General features: G+C 40.0%; 14 protein-coding genes and 1 tRNA gene. 10 read left to right on the forward strand and 5 right to left on the reverse strand.

The features are described from left to right. The first annotated feature begins 8 nt into the window (after positions 1-8). From ABD769_RS00975 to ABD769_RS24975, 5 genes are all read left to right on the forward strand, one after another. Entirely contained in the window at positions 9-209 is a 201-nt protein-coding gene (locus ABD769_RS00975; protein WP_056095008.1) for a hypothetical protein, read from the forward strand. Positions 210-214: 5 nt separating this feature from the next. Further along, a complete protein-coding gene (locus ABD769_RS00980) occupies positions 215-1,039 on the forward strand; it encodes a DNA adenine methylase (RefSeq protein ID WP_056095006.1) in 825 nt (274 codons plus the stop codon). Beyond that, positions 1,036-1,710 (forward strand): hypothetical protein, encoded by a 675-nt coding sequence (locus tag ABD769_RS00985; protein WP_131535377.1) that lies wholly within the window; start codon positions 1,036-1,038, stop codon positions 1,708-1,710. Before ABD769_RS00980 ends, ABD769_RS00985 begins: the two co-directional genes overlap by 4 nt. Positions 1,711-1,894: 184 nt before the next feature. Continuing rightward, positions 1,895-2,077, forward strand: coding sequence for a hypothetical protein (locus tag ABD769_RS00990; protein ID WP_265857057.1), 183 nt, complete (start codon positions 1,895-1,897; stop codon positions 2,075-2,077). Between the two features lie 51 nt (positions 2,078-2,128). Then, positions 2,129-3,742 (forward strand): recombinase family protein, encoded by a 1,614-nt coding sequence (locus ABD769_RS24975; protein ID WP_425568845.1) that lies wholly within the window; start codon positions 2,129-2,131, stop codon positions 3,740-3,742. Here the strand turns inward: ABD769_RS24975 and ABD769_RS00995 are convergent. Together ABD769_RS00995 and ABD769_RS01000 are read right to left on the reverse strand one after the other, a co-directional pair. Next, positions 3,702-3,775, reverse strand: a tRNA-Met gene (locus ABD769_RS00995). The genes ABD769_RS24975 and ABD769_RS00995 overlap by 41 nt on opposite strands. Before the next feature lie 863 nt (positions 3,776-4,638). Further along, positions 4,639-5,127 (reverse strand): hypothetical protein, encoded by a 489-nt coding sequence (locus ABD769_RS01000; RefSeq protein ID WP_344848517.1) that lies wholly within the window; start codon positions 5,125-5,127, stop codon positions 4,639-4,641. A gap of 480 nt (positions 5,128-5,607) precedes the next feature. Here ABD769_RS01000 and ABD769_RS01005 point away from each other — a divergent pair, with 480 nt between their 5' ends. From ABD769_RS01005 to ABD769_RS01015, 3 genes are all read left to right on the forward strand, one after another. Continuing rightward, on the forward strand, positions 5,608-5,988 hold the full coding sequence (locus ABD769_RS01005; protein WP_025146797.1) for an START-like domain-containing protein: 381 nt from the start codon (positions 5,608-5,610) through the stop codon (positions 5,986-5,988). Positions 5,989-6,018: 30 nt separating this feature from the next. Further along, positions 6,019-7,443: an LptF/LptG family permease gene (locus ABD769_RS01010; protein ID WP_344848521.1), complete on the forward strand. Its 1,425-nt coding sequence runs from the start codon at positions 6,019-6,021 to the stop codon at positions 7,441-7,443. 140 nt (positions 7,444-7,583) lie between these two features. Beyond that, a complete protein-coding gene (locus ABD769_RS01015) occupies positions 7,584-8,795 on the forward strand; it encodes a bifunctional 3,4-dihydroxy-2-butanone-4-phosphate synthase/GTP cyclohydrolase II (protein WP_344848523.1) in 1,212 nt (403 codons plus the stop codon). 665 nt (positions 8,796-9,460) lie between these two features. Here the strand turns inward: ABD769_RS01015 and ABD769_RS01020 are convergent. Continuing rightward, positions 9,461-13,744, reverse strand: coding sequence for a translocation/assembly module TamB domain-containing protein (locus tag ABD769_RS01020; RefSeq protein ID WP_344848526.1), 4,284 nt, complete (start codon positions 13,742-13,744; stop codon positions 9,461-9,463). 221 nt (positions 13,745-13,965) lie between these two features. Between ABD769_RS01020 and tsaD the strand changes: the two genes are divergently transcribed. Continuing rightward, positions 13,966-14,967: a tRNA (adenosine(37)-N6)-threonylcarbamoyltransferase complex transferase subunit TsaD gene (gene tsaD, locus ABD769_RS01025; protein ID WP_344848527.1), complete on the forward strand. Its 1,002-nt coding sequence runs from the start codon at positions 13,966-13,968 to the stop codon at positions 14,965-14,967. A gap of 406 nt (positions 14,968-15,373) precedes the next feature. Then, positions 15,374-15,571, forward strand: a complete 198-nt coding sequence (locus ABD769_RS01030; protein ID WP_344848528.1) for a hypothetical protein — start codon at positions 15,374-15,376, stop codon at positions 15,569-15,571. A 116-nt stretch (positions 15,572-15,687) separates the two neighbouring features. On the opposite strand, the gene recA is transcribed toward ABD769_RS01030, so the two are convergent. Together recA and nth are read right to left on the reverse strand one after the other, a co-directional pair. Next, complete coding sequence (recA, locus tag ABD769_RS01035; RefSeq protein WP_344848531.1) at positions 15,688-16,701, reverse strand: recombinase RecA; 1,014 nt, start codon at positions 16,699-16,701, stop codon at positions 15,688-15,690. A 136-nt stretch (positions 16,702-16,837) separates the two neighbouring features. Next, entirely contained in the window at positions 16,838-17,503 is a 666-nt protein-coding gene (gene nth, locus ABD769_RS01040; RefSeq protein ID WP_344848534.1) for an endonuclease III, read from the reverse strand. Between the last annotated feature and the right edge of the window lie 31 nt (positions 17,504-17,534).

Genomic DNA, 17,534 nt, shown 5'->3' on the forward strand with positions numbered 1-17,534 from the left:
AAGAAAAAATGAGAAAGCTTTTAGCTAAGATAGACCGCATCCGCGCAAGCGGATGGGTTACCCTTGATCTTAAGGAAGATCACCTGCTATATAACTTAAACGGCAAGCGCTTTCAGGTAGAAAGTATGGCTACGCCCGATATCAAGTGCAGGGTGTCGGTAATGATTGAGGGTGAAAAAGTTGATTTAAGCATTGACGACTTGTATTAGAATTTATGACCAAACTAAAATTAAGAACCCCCATAAGCTATTATGGGGGTAAGCAAAAATTAGCCAGGCGCATTGTTTCGGTAATTCCGCCGCATGTGCTTTATTGTGAGCCTTTTATTGGTGGCGCGGCGGTATTCTTTGCTAAAGAACAATCAAAGGTTGAGGTAATTAATGATACCAATAAAGAACTGATGAATTTTTATAGGGTAGCGAAGGAGGATTTTACTTCACTAGAAAAGGAGATCAGGATCTCTCTTCATTCCAGGGATCTGCACAGAAAGGCTTCGGTGATCTATAACAATCCGGATATGTTTTCGGAGGTAAAAAGGGCATGGGCAGTCTGGTTGACTTCATCACAGAGCTTTTCTTCGCAGCTTGACAGCAGTTGGGGATATGATAAATCAGGTAATACCACCACAAAAAAAATAAATTCCAAGAAAGAAGGATTTGTTGAAGAAATGGCTATCAGGCTCCAGAACTGCCAGATAGAATGCGCAGATGCGCTTTACATCATCGCAAGCCGCGATACCGCAGATAGTTTCTTTTACTGTGATCCGCCCTACTACAACTCTGACTGTGGTCACTATGACGGTTATTCTGAAGGGGATTTTGAAGCCCTTCTTTTTTTACTGGCCGGAATAAAAGGCAAGTTTTTGCTCTCTTCCTACCCATCTCCAATATTGGAAAAATATGCCAAAGAACATGGCTGGCATCAATGGTCGGTAAAGCAACAGGTTTCCGTTAATGCAAAAGGAGGAAAGCAGAAAAGCAAGACGGAGGTGCTAACAGCTAACTACCCGATAGACCTAAAGACGGAATTTGGAGTTTGAAAGTAAAGGAAATAAACCCAGAATTGCTGGCACTTTATCATGGTTCGCTTGGACTGGACGGTATGAAAATAAACATCCAGTCCGGTAAAGGAGTTGGCTGGAATGCTCTCACTTTGGGAAATGCATTTTATACTTCAATAAGTGAGGACGCCGCCTGCCTTTTTAGCCATCTCGTACTCCAGAAGTCAAGACTGAACGGTGAAGCGGGGTTTGATAATCTTGGATATGCCAAAATCTATAAGATAACACTCAGTAAGGATGCCAGCATTTTGGATGCTGACAAAGCTCTGGACGCATCTCGCGTCCGGAGTATTTTGCTGTGCGCAGGAGTTTCCGAGCGATACCTAAATCACCGGCACGATGACCAGCTCTCTGATTTTTACAAGGTTGCTGATCTGCTCTGCTACGGGATGAACTGGGAAGGTAACCGTAATGAATATCTTACAAGGGTACTGGGTTACGACGGACTTTTAATTAAAGAGAGAGCCTGGGAAAACTGGGATTATTATCCGTCAGGCATTGGGATTGACTGGGATAAAATAAACGACCCGAAACTTTGGCCACCAAAAACAGTCGCGATATACAATACAGATCGTGTAGCGGGATTTGAGGTGATCCGCGATGGCGTAATTGATTCTTTGGCGATAGATCATTCAGATTTGCAAAGATAAATTATTAACAGGAGACTCATGTGCTCATCTCAAAATGTGAGTACATTAATGATAGATGTACCCCAGTTTATACCTATTTGCATCTATTTCTAACAGGAGCGTAATTAATTGTGATTATCCAATCCTGTTATTCTTCAGAATACCTTTCTAAAAATATTTGTTACTCAAAATAAACGTCATGGATATGGAGTTTGATTTAAATATAGAAACTATTGTGCGCCAGCATGATCTAACCATAGAAGAGGTGCTTTCAAAGCAAATGTTTTCACATTTTACCGAGGAGCAGGCTAATGATGTGATCCTTACTATCAAAAAAATGTCTATAATCATTTTTAATGCAAGTGAAAAAAAGGAGCAAAAAACTTGATAAAATAATTGATTATTAGTATCTTATAGTGTAATCAAAGAAGTATTATTTATGTCAGACATCTTTTTTTTCGACTCATTTGCAAAAGGGAAACAAAATAAAAAAGTTTCCAAAAGCTTGGAATGCGTTATCTATACAAGGGTTAGTAGTAAAGAGCAGGCTGATAATTTAAGCCTGGGAACCCAATTGAAGGCATGTATGCTATACGCAGAGAAATTTGGGTTTAATATTGCCGCTCAGTTTGGGGGAACCTACGAAAGCGCTGAGAACGATGAGAGGAAGCAATTTACCGCCATGCTTTCTTTCGTGAAAAAATTCAAAGGAAAAATATCTTCTATCTTAGTGTATAGTCTGGAGAGGTTTTCAAGAAATGACAACTCAATCTGGCTTAGCGGAGAATTGAGGCGCTTAGGTATAGAAATAATTTCCGTAACACAACCTATTGATACCTCGAGTGCTTCGGGTCAGATGCAACAAAAGTTGTTGTTCCTGTTTGGCGAGTTTGACAATCAATTGAGAAAGCAAAAATGTAGTGCTGGTATAAAAGAGATGTTACTGCGTGGTGATTGGCCGACTAATCCCCCATTAGGATTTGAGATTGACAGATCGAAGAACAAAAGGCAGATTGTTATAAATGGGAAGGGAAGGCTCATTCGTCAGGCCTTTGAATGGAAAGCTTATGAAAATGTGTCAAATGAGGTAATTCGCGATAGGTTGGCGGCTAAAGGACTAAAATTGATTCATCAGCGTATCTCAGAAATCTTCAGAAATCCATTCTATTGTGGCTTGATGGTGCACAATATGTTGGAGGGACAAGTGGTTGTGGGCAATCACGAGAAATTAATTAGCAGGGAACTTTTCTTAAAGGTTAACGGTATGCTAGATAAGATTCCCCATGGTTTTTCACTAAATGAAGAAAATGTGCACATTCCTTTGAAACGCTTTATGGTATGTGCCGAATGCGGGAAGCCGTTGAGTGGCTACCTCGCACGCAAAAAGAATATACATTATTATAAATGCAAAACCAAAGCTTGCTGTAATAACAAAAATGCTGATTCTCTTAATTCCAGATTTGCAGATATACTTGATTTCTTTAAAGTTGACATTGCCAAGGAATATATAGAACTATTGGTTGAGCAGGTTGCTGCAACATTTAACCAGTTGACTCAAAATAAGCAAGCGGATCTTTTAGAGTTGGAGAACAGCCACAGAGAAGTCAAGAAGAAGGTGGAGCGATTAGAGGAAAGATATATTGAAGAAGATATAAGTCAGGAACTTTACACAAAGTACCATGAGAAATATTCGGACGAAAAAAGAGAAATTGAGCGGAATTTGCTCATCCTGTCTAATAAAAGTTCGAACCTTTTAAAATGTGTTAGGTTGGCTATAGAATATGCTACTCAGCTACCTTTAAACTGGCTTTCTGGTGATTACCATACTAAGCAACAACTCCAAACATTACTGTTCCCTAGTGGTATGAGTTATGATAAGAAAAATGATAAAGTTCGAACCACTGAAATAAATTTAGTGTTTTTGTATATAGCTTATTTTCAGCAACTTATCAGTAAAAAGAAAAGAGGCATACCAGAATTATCTCTGGATTATGCCTCTTTTGCCGATTCGGTAGCGGGGAGCAGGATCGAACTGCCGACCTCAGGGTTATGAATCCTGCGCTCTAACCATCTGAGCTACCCCGCCGGGTAAATATTTACTTATAACGTAAATACCGATGTGGTTATTTTTAAGAGCTGCAAATATAGAATAAATATACATTTTAATAAAAAGAAATGTGAAAAATACTTTAAGGCCTTAATGCTCAGTAAATTTAAATGAATTTGATGTGCTTAAAATTGAAATACGCGCTTAAAATAATGACAGGTTTTGTTCTCACATAAAGATAAAGCGTCGCTTTTCTGCAGTTGGTTAAATTAAACAAAGCGAAAAATATTCAAATAATTAACCGGTTGATCACCATATGGTTTTTGATGCAGATCAGGCCAGAATATTGGTAACCGGGGTTGTCTGATACTAATATAATTAGGTTTTCTATTAGATTAAGCATGGTTTCGGGTAAAAAGGCTCTGTTCAGGCTTTGGAACGTTTGTTTGATACAAAATAAGGTCGGCACCGGACATATTAAGTATCAACGAGGGTTAAATAAGTTCGAAACCGGACTTATTTAGTTCCAATGAGGGTGAAATAAGTATCAACGAGGGTTAAATAAGTTCGAAACCGGACTTATTTAGTTCCAATGAGGGTGAAATAAGTATCAATGAGGGTTAAATAAGTTCGAAACCGGACTTATTTAGTTCCAGCGAGGGTGAAATAAGTGTCAACGAGGGTTAAATAAGTTCGAAACCGGGCTTATTTAGTTCCAACGAGGGTGAAATAAGTATCAATGAGGGTTAAATAAGTTCCATTAGGGTATATAGTAATATGTGTTCAATAGATGGTGTTATAGATTAGCATTGCATCGTTTAGCGTTATTCAGGGCGGTTTAGCTGCTGTTTAATAAAATCATTCCCCGGCAAACCATACAGGCCTACCGGGGATGCATTTTATTAAGGTTGTGGTGGCGTAACGGTTTTCGCTTTTCGCTGTCCCGGGAAACGTTGACTAAGGTCGTCGTAAATGGCCTGCGAGCCCAATACACTGGATCGACTGGCACCTTTTACCGTGTGATAAAAAATAAGGGCAGCTTCGTAAGCTTCGCTCCCTGCTACCATTCCGGCATCTTCTACCGCTGTAATGAGAACATTTAACTGCTGATAAATGTCATACAGGGCGGCAGCCAGTTCATAATCTTTTGTGGCTTCCTCCAGATCCATATAAATGGGTACCAAACTGGGGTTGTGCCGGGCATATTCAAGCGTTTTTTCTACAAAGCTGAGGGTTTTGTTACCCATTTTTAGCATTCTCCTACGTTCTTCCGCTTCTAAACTAACAGTTAAGGCATTACCTAGATTGGCTTTAAATGCAACTATTGCATCTGCACTTGCTTTCATCTGTTCTGGTGTAATCACCGCTGAAATTCTGTTTTTTGGACTCATAATCCTGTTTTTTAAATGGTTATAAAATTGTTAAAGTAAACAGCATCAACAACGTGTATGCAGGCAGGGCTCCAACATAAACGCTAACAAAATCGTCAAAACCAGGATAAGCAGTTACATGGCTGTTCCTGCAGGTTTTGAATTTAATTGTGGGATGAAAAAACAGGGATGATGGTTTTACGGTGATTCCCGTTAAAACTTATTTGAAGATAAGATTTTTTTTAAAAAAGAACAATTGCTTGCCCATAGTCTTATTTAGTTTGGAATTTGGCATCAATTAACCAGTTTAAACAATTAACCAGTTAACCGATTAACCACTGACGAATGACTAATGAACCAATGATCAATAACCTAATGACCAATGAACTAACTACCTAACTATCCACCAAATTAACTAACTGTTGCAGATGTAGAATAAATTACCTTTCTTTAGAAAAATAATATTAAAAAATTCCGGAATTATCCTGGTAGTGTACTAACATGGCAGAAAAGAAAAAATTTACACTCGAGTACGAAGTTAGATCGTCGCCAAGAATATTGTATAGTTTTATCAGCGAACCTAATGGCTTATCGCAGTGGTTTGCAGATGATGTAAATTTCCGCGATCAGGTATATACCTTTACCTGGGATGATGAGCAGTTAAAGGCAAAACTGGTTTCGGTAAAAGAAAATAAACTGGTTAAGTTTAAATGGCTGGATGATGAACCTCAATGTTATTTTGAGATGGAAATTGTACAGGACGAATTAACCAATGATGTAGCCCTCTCGATCACTGATTTTACTACTGATGAGCTCCTTGCAGAGAAAAAATTAATCTGGGACAACCAGATCGATTATCTGATTAGCGTTTTGGGTGCATAATATTATCGCCGTATTGTTTACCTTTGTAGGGTGAAAAAAATACATCTTCTATTAATAAAAGCATTCGTGAAACCCTTCATAGCAACTTTTTTTGTTATGATGTTTATCCTGTTGATGTTTTTTCTGTTTAAATGGATTGATGATTTAATAGGAAAGGGCTTCGAATGGTACACCATTTTAGAGCTGATGTACTATGCTTCGGCCGCCAATGTTTCGATGGCGCTGCCCCTTTCGGTACTGCTTTCTTCTATCATGACTTTTGGTACCCTTGGCGAAAATTACGAGCTGGTGGCCATTAAATCGGCTGGTATTTCGTTGCAAAAAGCCATGCGCCCCTTATTTGTGGTGATCCTGATGCTTACCGTAGCTTCCTTCTTTTTCTCCAATTATATGCTGCCCAAGGCCAATTTAAAATTTGGCTCGCTGCTGTACGATATCCGGAATAAAAAACTTTCCTTCCTGATTAAACCAGGGGTTTTCAATAATGCCATTCCGGGTTATGCCATCCGTGTCGATTCTAAGGAAGAAGATGGGACCCTGCATAATATCATGATTTACGATCACCGGGAGAATAATGGTATTCCAAAAATTATCCTGGCCAAAGAAGGTAAAATGAGCAAAACCTCTGATGGGAAATTCCTGCAGCTTAATCTCAAAAACGGCATCCAGTACGAAGAGCAATCTTCTAAAAATGGCATGTACAACCCGAGGCAGGTTTTTACGCGGAACCGTTTTAAAGAAACCTGGCCGCGTTTCGATATGTCGTCTTTCGATCCGAATACAACCGACCCTAATGCATTTGGTAACAGTACCCCGATGCTCAATTTAAAAGGCATTGTAAAAAAGCGCGATTCGCTTACCAAACAGCTCGATACTTTACAGATTAAAACCATTGCCAACCTTACCAGTAACTTTAAGCAGTTTAATACCACTAAAGGTTATACCAAAGTAAAAGCTGCACCCCGCGAAATTAATGATGTGATATTGAAGAGCATCCCGAACGGATCGCGTAAGCTGGCGCTCGATAATGCCACCAACGTAGTGGCCAACATTATGCAGCATGTACCCAACTGGGGCCCGCGCCAAACCGATTTAAAGGGCGAAATTATTTTTGCTACTGTAGAGTACCAGCGCAAGTTTACACTGGCCGCTTCCTGTATCCTGCTTTTTTTTATCGGCGCACCATTAGGGGCAATTATCAGAAAAGGGGGGATGGGTTTACCCGTGGTGGTGGCCATCTGTTTCTTCCTCGTGTACCACATCATTACCACCGTGGCCGAAAAATCAGCACGCGAAGGAAACCTGAACCCGATATTCGGAATGTGGATCGCGGTAATTGTACTCTCGCCACTGGCCGCATTTTTAACGTATAAAGCCACCGTAGATTCGGCTCTTTTTGATGTAAATTACTACAAACAGCTTATCGTTAAAGTGTTTAAAAAGAAGGGAAAATAAAGGCCTTTTCCTTTACTTACAAATGATATTTTAATCCAAATAATGCGCCATAAGGTTGTACATTTGTACGGGTTATTGCCCTGGTGTAAAAGTGGTTTTAACAGGCCTTACGCAAGCTTTGCCCCATAATGCTATATAAAATGCAAACGAAATTAAACACAATAGAAGAAGCCATCGCAGATATAAAAGCTGGTAAAGTTATTATTGTTGTAGATGATGAGAATAGAGAGAACGAAGGTGATTTCTTAACAGCTGCCGAAAATGCAACCCCCGAGATCATCAACTTTATGGCCACTTATGGTCGTGGTTTAATCTGTGCGCCCTTAACAGAGGAGCGTTGTAAGGAATTAAACCTAGACCTGATGGTGGGCAAAAACACCGCCGCTTACGAAACCAATTTCACCGTTTCAGTAGATCTTGTAGGCCATGGCTGTACCACCGGTATCTCGGCAAGCGACCGTTCTAAAACGATGCTGGCTTTGGTTGATCCTAAAACGGATCCTGAAGAGCTGGGCAGACCCGGACATATTTTTCCTTTAATTGCCAAAGATGGTGGTGTAATCCGCCGTGCAGGTCATACCGAAGCCGCTGTAGATTTAGCGCGTTTGGCCGGCATGAAACCGGCAGGTTTGTTGGTAGAGATTTTAAAGGAGGATGGCGAAATGGCCAGACTTCCCGACCTGTTTAAAATTGCGGAACAGCACCAGTTAAAAATTATATCAATTGAAGACCTGATTGCTTACCGTTTAAGAATTGACAGCCTGATTAAACAGGAGGTTAGCATCGATTTGCCAACGGCCTGGGGCGATTTTAAAATGACGGCCTATACCCAGCTGGATAACAATGCAACACACCTGGCCATCTCGAAAGGAACCTGGAATGCAGACGAGCCAATTCTGGCCCGCGTACACAGCTCATGCGTAACAGGCGATATTTTCGGTTCGTGCCGCTGCGATTGCGGACCTCAATTGCATAAAGCGCTTGAAATGATCGAAAAAGAAGGTAAAGGGATTGTAGTTTATATGAACCAGGAGGGCAGGGGTATCGGACTGATTAATAAATTACGTTCGTACAACTTACAGGATGCAGGGTTCGATACGGTGGAAGCCAATATTAAGTTAGGTTTTAAAGGTGATGAACGCGATTACGGCGTAGGTGCACAAATCCTGAGATCGGAAGGTGTAACTAAAATGCGCCTGATGAGTAACAACCCAACCAAAAGGGCAGGCTTAATTGGCTATGGCCTGGAAGTAGTAGAAAATATTCCGATCGAGATTGCCAGTAACAAACACAACGAACGTTACCTGACCACCAAAAGAGATAAAATGGGCCACTCGATTATGAAAGGATAGGTTTGAGTTTGGAGTTGGGCGTTTGGAGTTTCCAGGCATTGAGCCCAGTCTACAAAAGGTTAATATAAAAAAGCCGGTAATTGAATGTATGTTCGGTTACCGGCTTTTTTAGTCAATAGTCTTTAGTCTTGAGTCCTTAGTCATGAGTCCGAAGCCGATTAATTGAGCGGGTATCCCTACAGTTCCGTCATTCCGATCCCGAAGATTCGGGAAGAAATCTATATGGATTAGTTCGAAGCCGATTATTTGAGCGGGTCATCCCTACAGTTACGTCATTTCGACCGGAGTGCAACGTAGTGGAGAAATCTGTTTCGTTAGCTACTATCGATTAATCCAGGCATGGAGTTTGTCATCCTGAACGGAGTGAAGGATCTGCAGCCAATAATCACTTCCCCTCCGCTGTGATCATTTTAATGAGCTTGTGTATTAACAAAGGCAGTAGTTCTTTTGTTGAAGATTCTTCACTCCCGAAGATTCGGTAAGAAATCTTTTAAAAGTGCCGCAGCTTAGTTTAGGTTCAAAGATCTCTCCACTCCGCATTGCTTCGTCGAGATGACGACCTATCAATAGAAATCTGCCAATCAACCCGGCATTGAACAATCCACTATGAACTAATGAACCAGTAAACTGATGACTAATAAACTAATGACTAATGAACTAACCGCCTACCTTCTCTCTTTCCCTTTGCTCTGATTAATAATTGCATCCTTACTGAGCGATTTATTCGTTTTAACCGGCGCTTCACTTTGTTTCCGTTTTAAATTACGGCGGTAGGCACCAGAAATTTTCTGGATAAACTCTTTAAACGTATCAAACTGCTGGGTGTACAACAAGCCAAACGAAGTTACATTCGCCGTCGGACTGATCCCGCTGTTTAAGAAAATACTCTGTTGTGTTGGTGGTTTGTTGGCTGCTTTAATGGTTAAGCTACCATCTTTCCTTAATAAAAATAAAGCCTCAACCTCTCTGCCCACGTTGTTATCGGCGAAATTGATCAAGGTAAAATCGTTCACACTGTTCCTATCTACAATACCGGCATTGATAATTAAACGGTCGTTAAAGAACTTGAACGATGCATTGGCCTCACTTAACGAGCGCACGTTTAAATCCACAAAATTTAAGTTTAACGAAGAGAGTACGTTGTTAAACTGGTTAAACACCAGTTCCGTTGCTGTACTGGTTGCCGTAGAGCTCAACTGGTTGCCGATAGATTCTCCACCATTTCCGGGCGCAAAACTCCTTCTGATAATTAAACTGAAAGCCTGTAAATTCAGGTTGTTCTGATCGCTGAAATAAGTCTGCAGTTCTTCCTTGATAGAAGGCTGTGAAGGGAAATTGATATCCAGTTTAATATCCGGTTTTAACAGTAAACCTGTTAATCCCATTTCTACTTCGGTATTTACCCTCTGGTTGGCATTACTGCTCGCATCGCGGTTGGCCGCTTTATACAAGTCGTTTAAACTTGCCCTTAAAGCATATACCGCCTTTAAGTTAATCTGCGCAGCCGTTGGATTACCTGTCCAGCGGATCGTTCCGCCCTGCCTGATGTCGAATTTCTTGTTGATGACTTCCTGCGCCGTAAAATCGAAACTTCCGGTTTCAATAATGTAATCACCCGACATCTCGAAATCGCCAAAACTATTAATATTCAGGTTTAATTCTGCATTACCTTTTCCACTCAGGTTACCCAGTGTGGTATAAATATTGGCTGTAGTATTTGGATCGATGGTTAGTTTAAAGCTAAGTGTTATCCCATCGAAGTTTGTTTTTTTCTTCACCACAACAGAAGAATCGCGGCTTACAAAATTGATGAAGTCTTTATCCGATATCGTTTCAGAACTGTTTAAAGGCAGGTTAAAAATCGTCCCTTTTTCAGTTTTGGCTTTAATATCGATTTTCATCTTATTTGTTGGCCCCTTAAAACTGAATACTCCTGTGCCATAGGCGCGGCCGTAATAAACTGAATTGTCTTTTGCGGTGGTATTTAAGGCCATTAAATTGTTTGCATTTACCGTTACATCCAGGGTAGGGTAGTTAATGTTGTTTAAATCAACTGAGCCTGTAGCTGTTGCTTCGTGCCCTTCCAGATCGTTCAGGGTAAAATTATCAAGCTTAATAATGCTGTTGTTCACCTCTACCTTATCGGTAATTACATAAGTGGCTTTCAGGTAATTTACCATCAGCTGGCCCTTATCAAGGGATAAACTTCCGTTAATCTCCGGTTTATCAAACTTTCCTTTTACGGTTAAATCTGCAGAGATATTGCCTTTTAAATTCGATACCAGCTCTTTAACAAACGGTTCTAATATAGTTAACTTACTTTCGTTCATTTTCACTGCAAGGTCTATTTCTTTCTCCTGCAGATCGAGGTTTCCCGTCAGTTTAAAAGTCTCCGAATCGTCTGCCACCACGCGGGTAAATACATTTATTTTTTTGCTTTCGTTGTTGTATGATGAGGTATCGGTTAACGTGCCAATGTAGATGTCGTTAAAGTTTAGCGAGTCGACTTTCAAATCGTCGGTAACCCTTGGTGCTTTCAATATGCCATAGAGATTCGTTTTTCCATTGGCATTTCCGCCCAGTTTAACGCCAAATCCTTTGGTAAAAGGGTTAAGGGTTTTGAGGTTAAAATCTTTAAGCCCCAGCGTAATCAGGTCTTTCGGGTCATTAGAAATCAAACCATCAATGGTTAACTGCTGTTTTCCATTGGTGAGGTCGAAATTTGTAATTTCCGTTTTGCCATTGTTCAGCACAATACGCACCTTTTCCTGGATGCGCCATTCTTCACTGTTTATTTTTAAGATAGAAGGCAATACACTTAGTCTGGCCGTGGTATCCTGGTTTTTGGTAAACTCTACCAGTCCGTTCAAATCGAGCTGATTCGCTTCGTCAGAATTCGACATTTTTACGTTGAAGGCCAGACTATCGTTCCGCAGGATATTCGAAATGTTTACATCTTTGATAAACAAACTGTCGTTAATCTGCACACGGTCGGATGTTACAATCAGCTGCAGCTGTTGCGTGGTGGTATTTTCATCAAGGATGATGTTGTTCACCACAATGCCATTATATTTCAGTTTCTTCACAAAACCGTTTAACGTAGCTTTATTGTTCCTCGAATCGAAATCGCCCGTTAAGGTTGCGCCTTCTTCGAGTTCTAAACCCGGGGCAAAGAGCTGCGCCAGCGGTTCGAATTTTTTAACCATCAGGTTAAACTCAAAAATCTGGTTTTTATATTTAATGATATCAGCCTTTAATGAAGGAATATAGGTTTTGGCGATGGCTTTGTAATAAGATACAATTGAATTTAAATCGTACTCGCCTTTAATGTTCGCGTCTAAAATGTCCGACCGGATATCAAGTACGCGGGTTGCGCCCGTACCATTGGCAGTTAACTGCACCGAATCTACACTGTAAATGCCTTTAGGATTCTGGAGTCTTACCTCCTGGATCAGTAATTTACCCGATATGTTATTGAGGTTAGTGCCCGAAAAGTTGGTGGTAAATTTCGCATCAACCATCAGCGAATCTTTTAACAGTTTTAAAGCTTTCAGCTTTGCTTTAGAAATGGTTGCATTAAAATTAAATACCGGCAATTTGGGGTTCAGGTTTACTCCGCCATCAAATACCAGCTTAACATTACGGTCGTTAATGCTCAGCTTGCCGTCGAAATATTTTTTATCAAAAGTACCATCAATTTTCACATTGTGGTAGCGGTAGTTGTTAAAGTCGATATAATCTACATCGCCGTTAATTTTCTCGGTGAGGTCTTTTAGCTCCGTTCCGCGGCCTTTTACATATAATGAAGAACTGATGCGGCCGAGGCTTTTTTCGTCAATAAGGTTGCCGATGTTGAAATCGTAGGTTTTTACATTTCCTGTATAAGAAGGTACATCGTTTTTATCGAGCTTCATGTTTACATCCGAAACTATGCGACCAAGTTTGGTTTTAAATTCGCCATAAGCGATAAAATCGTTCTGGAAACCAGTAAAACTGCCGTTAAAGTTAATGTTACCAAACTTGTTCACAATTACCGGGATCATTTTCTTTTTGCTGTTGGTAATGCCCATCAGCACCTCATCAAGATCGGTTTTGTTGGTGCCGGCCATCTCGATGTTCAGGTCCATAAAAGTTTCCCTCCATTTCGGCAGCCCCTTTAAAATAAAATCGCCTTTAATGTGTGTGGCTTTTCCTGTTCTTAACGAGAGTTTTTTAGCCTTAAGGTTATTCACCAATCCGGTAATCTGTCCGTCTACATCCAGATCGAGTTTCATCGTATTTAGCTCAGGTGCAAAGAAGGCAACATCACGAGAAGTAATGTGGCTGTCTTTAAAGTTGGCTTTCATCCGCACATTATCCACGTAATGATTAAAATCCCGGTAGCTTTTAAACTTCATCTGGTAATAATCGGTTAAACGGCTCTGGTTGGTTTCCAGCAAGAGGTTTTTTAACTCAATGGCATTGCTATCGATGGTAGTTTGCGCCGTCAGGTTTTTTAAATAAAATCCGCTGCGCTCTCTGAAAGTTAGGTTTTTGATATTGGTTTTAACCAGGTGGTTTTTCATATCAAGGCCTTCAAAAATCCCGCTCAGTTGTTTTACATCTACATTATCAAAATTTACACTGCTGCCCTGTGTGGTATCTTTAGCGGCGAAATTTTTATACCTGAAAGCAAATTTGTTTAAAATCAGGCGGCCAAGTTTTACATCAAAAGGCTTGCTCTTTTTTTTCTTTACCGTAGGTTTACCAGAATCGAAGTAGTTGATGATGAAATCGAGATTAGAAGACTTATCTTTGAAATCCTTTAGGAAAAAATGCCCGTTATTGATTTGGACGGTATTGATATCGATAATCTTTTTATCAATGGATAATTGATTAATATCGACCATAAATTGAGGTGTGCTCAATAAAGTGTCTTTTTGTAAATCAAGCACCAGTAAATCTTCCAAAACGATAGATTTAAAGGGTTTGATATACAGGCTTTTGATTGATATAGTGGTTTTGAGCTCTTTTGATAAATATGCAGCCGCTTTCTGAGCAAAGTAAGTTTGAACAGGCTTAAATTGCAGAGAAAAAATAACAAGCGCGAGCAGCAAAATTATTGATGCGATTACCCAAAGGAGTATTTTAAATAGTTTTTTAATAATTTTGCAGCTTAAATATTAATAATTTGTCTGTTATACTTGCTATCGAGTCCTCTTGCGATGATACTTCCGTTGCTATTTGTAACAACGGCAAAATTACTGCCAATGTTATTGCAAACCAAACAATTCATCAAAATTATGGTGGTGTAATCCCTGAATTGGCATCAAGGGTACATCAACAGAATATTGTGCCCGCCTTACAGCAGGCTTTAATTAATGCCAATGTAACAAAACAGGACATTAATGCCGTTGCTTTTACACGCGGACCAGGCCTTTTAGGATCATTATTGGTTGGTGTCTCATTTGCGAAATCTTTTGCATTAGCCTTAAATATACCTTTAATTTCTGTCAATCACATGCATGCGCATATTTTGGCGCACTTTATTGATGATCCAAAACCGAACTTCCCTTTCTTGTGCCTCACCGTTTCGGGCGGGCATACGCAGATTGTACTGGTGAAAGATTATTTCGACATGGAAATTGTGGGCGAAACACTGGATGATGCCGCAGGAGAAGCTTTTGATAAAACGGCTAAGCTACTGGCATTACCTTATCCGGGCGGACCGCTGATCGATAAACATGCAAAGCAGGGAAATCCTTTAGCTTTTAAATTTGCTGAACCGCAGATCGCCGACCTGAATTTTAGCTTTAGTGGTTTTAAAACTTCCATTCTGTATTTTATCAGGAAACAGGAAAAGGAGAACCCGAACTTTATTGCCGAAAATTTAGATGATATTTGCGCGTCGGTGCAGCATAGCATTGTTCAGATTTTGTTAAACAAGTTAAAAAAGGCAGCAAAGCAATTTGATATTAAGGAAGTGGCCATTGCCGGAGGTGTTTCGGCAAACTCTGGTTTAAGAAACGGATTACAGCAGGCCGCTGATGAGTTGGGCTGGAACATTTACATTCCCGCCTTTCAATACTGTACAGATAATGCGGGTATGATTGCCATTGCAGGTTACCAGAAATACCTGAAAAATGATTTTGTAGGGCAGGATGTTTCGCCGATGGCGAGGATGGAATTTTGATAGATGGGTTAATTGGTTAGCTGTTGAAATCGGTTAATTGTGTTATCATGACAATTGTTTAATTGCAGGATTGTTAAATTGTTAACTGGAAACTGCCAACTGATTAATTGGTACATTGGTCATTAGTAATTGGTACATTGGTCCTCATTATGTCGTCCATTGCGAGAGGACTTTTTCAGCCGACTAAGCAATCTTTTCTGAATAGAAAAAGATAACGAGGGGGCGCTTGCACTGGAAAAACGAAGGAAGCGAGGAAATTGATAAAATGCTTTTCTGTATTCTCTTCGACCACGGAAAAAAGCAGCTTATAACGCTGCAACTTTAGTAAAAGCGGAAATAATAAATAAACGGGCAGTTAAATCTGTCGATTAATCATCCGGGTCCAAATCCGGAAAAAAAACTATATATGACTGGAGCATCGTTAATATTCTGGATTGTTTGTGCAATACCGCTTATTGCCATTATTTACTGGCTGATCAGGAAAGATAAAAACAAACTTAAAGGAAGCTGGGGTGTGATTATTTTAGGTGTACTGGTTATTGCTGCACTTTTGGTAATCGTATATGTGACCAAAGACTTTGATACTGTTTTTAGTCAGAATTAAACCTAATCTTTATTAAGGGAGATGTTGAAATTCCTTAAAAAAATCCATTAAGTAAAACGCCCTGTTAAAGATAATTTAACAGGGCGATTATGTATTTTAATCAGTTAATCTCTGGCTTATTTCTCAGCCAGTTTATCGCCGGTTACTTCGGTCTTGATTTTGATTTCCAGTTCTTCAGCAAGTTCTGGATTGTCGCTCAACAATTGTTTTACGGCATCTCTACCTTGTCCGAGTTTGGTATCTCCGTAAGAGTACCATGATCCTGCTTTTTTGATAATTCCAAAGTCGACCCCTAAATCTACAATCTCACCGTTTTTAGAAATACCTTCGCCAAACATCACATCAAATTCTGCGATACGGAAAGGCGGAGCCACTTTGTTTTTAACGATTTTTACTTTAACACGGTTACCAGAAACTTCGTCAGAATCTTTGATCTGTGAAATACGACGAATGTCCAAACGTACTGATGCATAGAATTTCAACGCGTTACCACCGGTTGTGGTTTCAGGGTTACCGAACATTACGCCGATTTTATCACGCAACTGGTTAATGAAAATACAGCAACATCCGGTTTTTGAAATTGTTCCGGTTAATTTACGTAGTGCCTGACTCATTAAGCGGGCATGTAAACCCATTTTACTATCGCCCATTTCGCCTTCAATCTCACTTTTAGGAACCAGGGCCGCAACAGAGTCAATCACAATTACATCAATAGCGCCAGAACGGATCAGGTTATCAGCAATTTCTAAAGCCTGTTCACCATTATCTGGCTGAGAGATTAGCAGGTTATCGGTATCTACACCTAATTTCTTTGCATAAAACTGATCGAAAGCATGCTCTGCATCGATAAATGCTGCAATACCACCTTTTTTCTGTGCTTCGGCAATAATGTGTGTAGCTAAAGTTGTTTTACCAGAAGATTCTGGTCCGTAAATTTCAATAACACGGCCTTTCGGAATACCGCCAATGCCTAAGGCAATGTCTAAACTGATTGATCCTGTAGATATAAAATCTATAGGTTCGACAGCAGAATCGCCAAGTTTCATGATGGTACCTTTACCGTATGATTTCTCTAGTTTATCTAAGGTTAGCTGTAAAGCTTTTAATTTATCTGGATTTGCAGTGCTCATATCTTTTTTCATTGATTGCGTAAATATAATTGATTATCGGCTAATATGGTCAAATGTTAATATTTATAATACTAATATATTTAGCTAAGGTAAATGTTTTTTAGCTAATGTCAATAGTAAAGTGAAAATAAATTTTTCAGGCTTTTAATTTATCTCTTTCATTCTGTGCGGTTAAGCGCTCGAAATACCTGCACATGTAGGTAATTTCGCAAACATCACATTTAGGATTTCTGGCCACACAAACATAACGTCCGTGCAAAATTAACCAGTGGTGCGCAATGTGGATATCGTGTTCGGGAAGGTTTTTAACCAGATCTTTCTCTACAGCCAAAGGAGTTTTTCCATTGGTTAAACCTAAACGGTTGGCTACGCGGAACACATGGGTATCAACCGCCATTGCAGGTGCATTATAAATTACGGAGGCAATTACATTAGCGGTTTTCCGGCCCACACCAGGCATTTTCTGCAAATCATCTATACCAGAAGGCACTATATCATTAAATTCGTTCAGCAGGATATTGGCCATGCCCACCAGGTGTTTGGCTTTATTGTTAGGGTAGCTGATGCTCCGGATGTAATCGAAAACAATATCGGGGGTAGCCTCTGCCAAAGTTTTTGCATTTGGGAAACGCTGAAAAAGGGCAGGGGTAACCATGTTCACCCTTTTATCGGTACACTGTGCAGAAAGGATTACAGCAACTAGCAGCTGATAGGGGTTATTATAATGTAACTCGGTTTCTGCATCAGGCTGCTTGGCCGAAAAATGTTCTACAAAAAGTTTGTAGCGTTCTTTTTTTAGCATAGGCAAATATAGGGGAAAGATGGAAAATGGA

This window comes from Pedobacter jeongneungensis, from assembly GCF_039538295.1.
Classification (GTDB): domain Bacteria; phylum Bacteroidota; class Bacteroidia; order Sphingobacteriales; family Sphingobacteriaceae; genus Pedobacter; species Pedobacter jeongneungensis.

What these genes read in the sequence shown, in the direction of transcription:
- nth (WP_344848534.1), bottom strand. Translation starts at nt 17,503, where the DNA reads ATGCTAAAAAAAGAACGCTACAAACTTTTTGTAGAACATTTTTCGGCC.
- recA (WP_344848531.1), bottom strand. Translation starts at nt 16,701, where the DNA reads ATGAGCACTGCAAATCCAGATAAATTAAAAGCTTTACAGCTAACCTTA.
- ABD769_RS00990 (WP_265857057.1), top strand. Translation starts at nt 1,895, where the DNA reads ATGGAGTTTGATTTAAATATAGAAACTATTGTGCGCCAGCATGATCTA.
- ABD769_RS00975 (WP_056095008.1), top strand. Translation starts at nt 9, where the DNA reads ATGAGAAAGCTTTTAGCTAAGATAGACCGCATCCGCGCAAGCGGATGG.
- ABD769_RS01005 (WP_025146797.1), top strand. Translation starts at nt 5,608, where the DNA reads ATGGCAGAAAAGAAAAAATTTACACTCGAGTACGAAGTTAGATCGTCG.
- ABD769_RS00980 (WP_056095006.1), top strand. Translation starts at nt 215, where the DNA reads ATGACCAAACTAAAATTAAGAACCCCCATAAGCTATTATGGGGGTAAG.
- ABD769_RS01000 (WP_344848517.1), bottom strand. Translation starts at nt 5,127, where the DNA reads ATGAGTCCAAAAAACAGAATTTCAGCGGTGATTACACCAGAACAGATG.
- ABD769_RS01015 (WP_344848523.1), top strand. Translation starts at nt 7,584, where the DNA reads ATGCAAACGAAATTAAACACAATAGAAGAAGCCATCGCAGATATAAAA.
- ABD769_RS24975 (WP_425568845.1), top strand. Translation starts at nt 2,129, where the DNA reads ATGTCAGACATCTTTTTTTTCGACTCATTTGCAAAAGGGAAACAAAAT.
- ABD769_RS01030 (WP_344848528.1), top strand. Translation starts at nt 15,374, where the DNA reads ATGACTGGAGCATCGTTAATATTCTGGATTGTTTGTGCAATACCGCTT.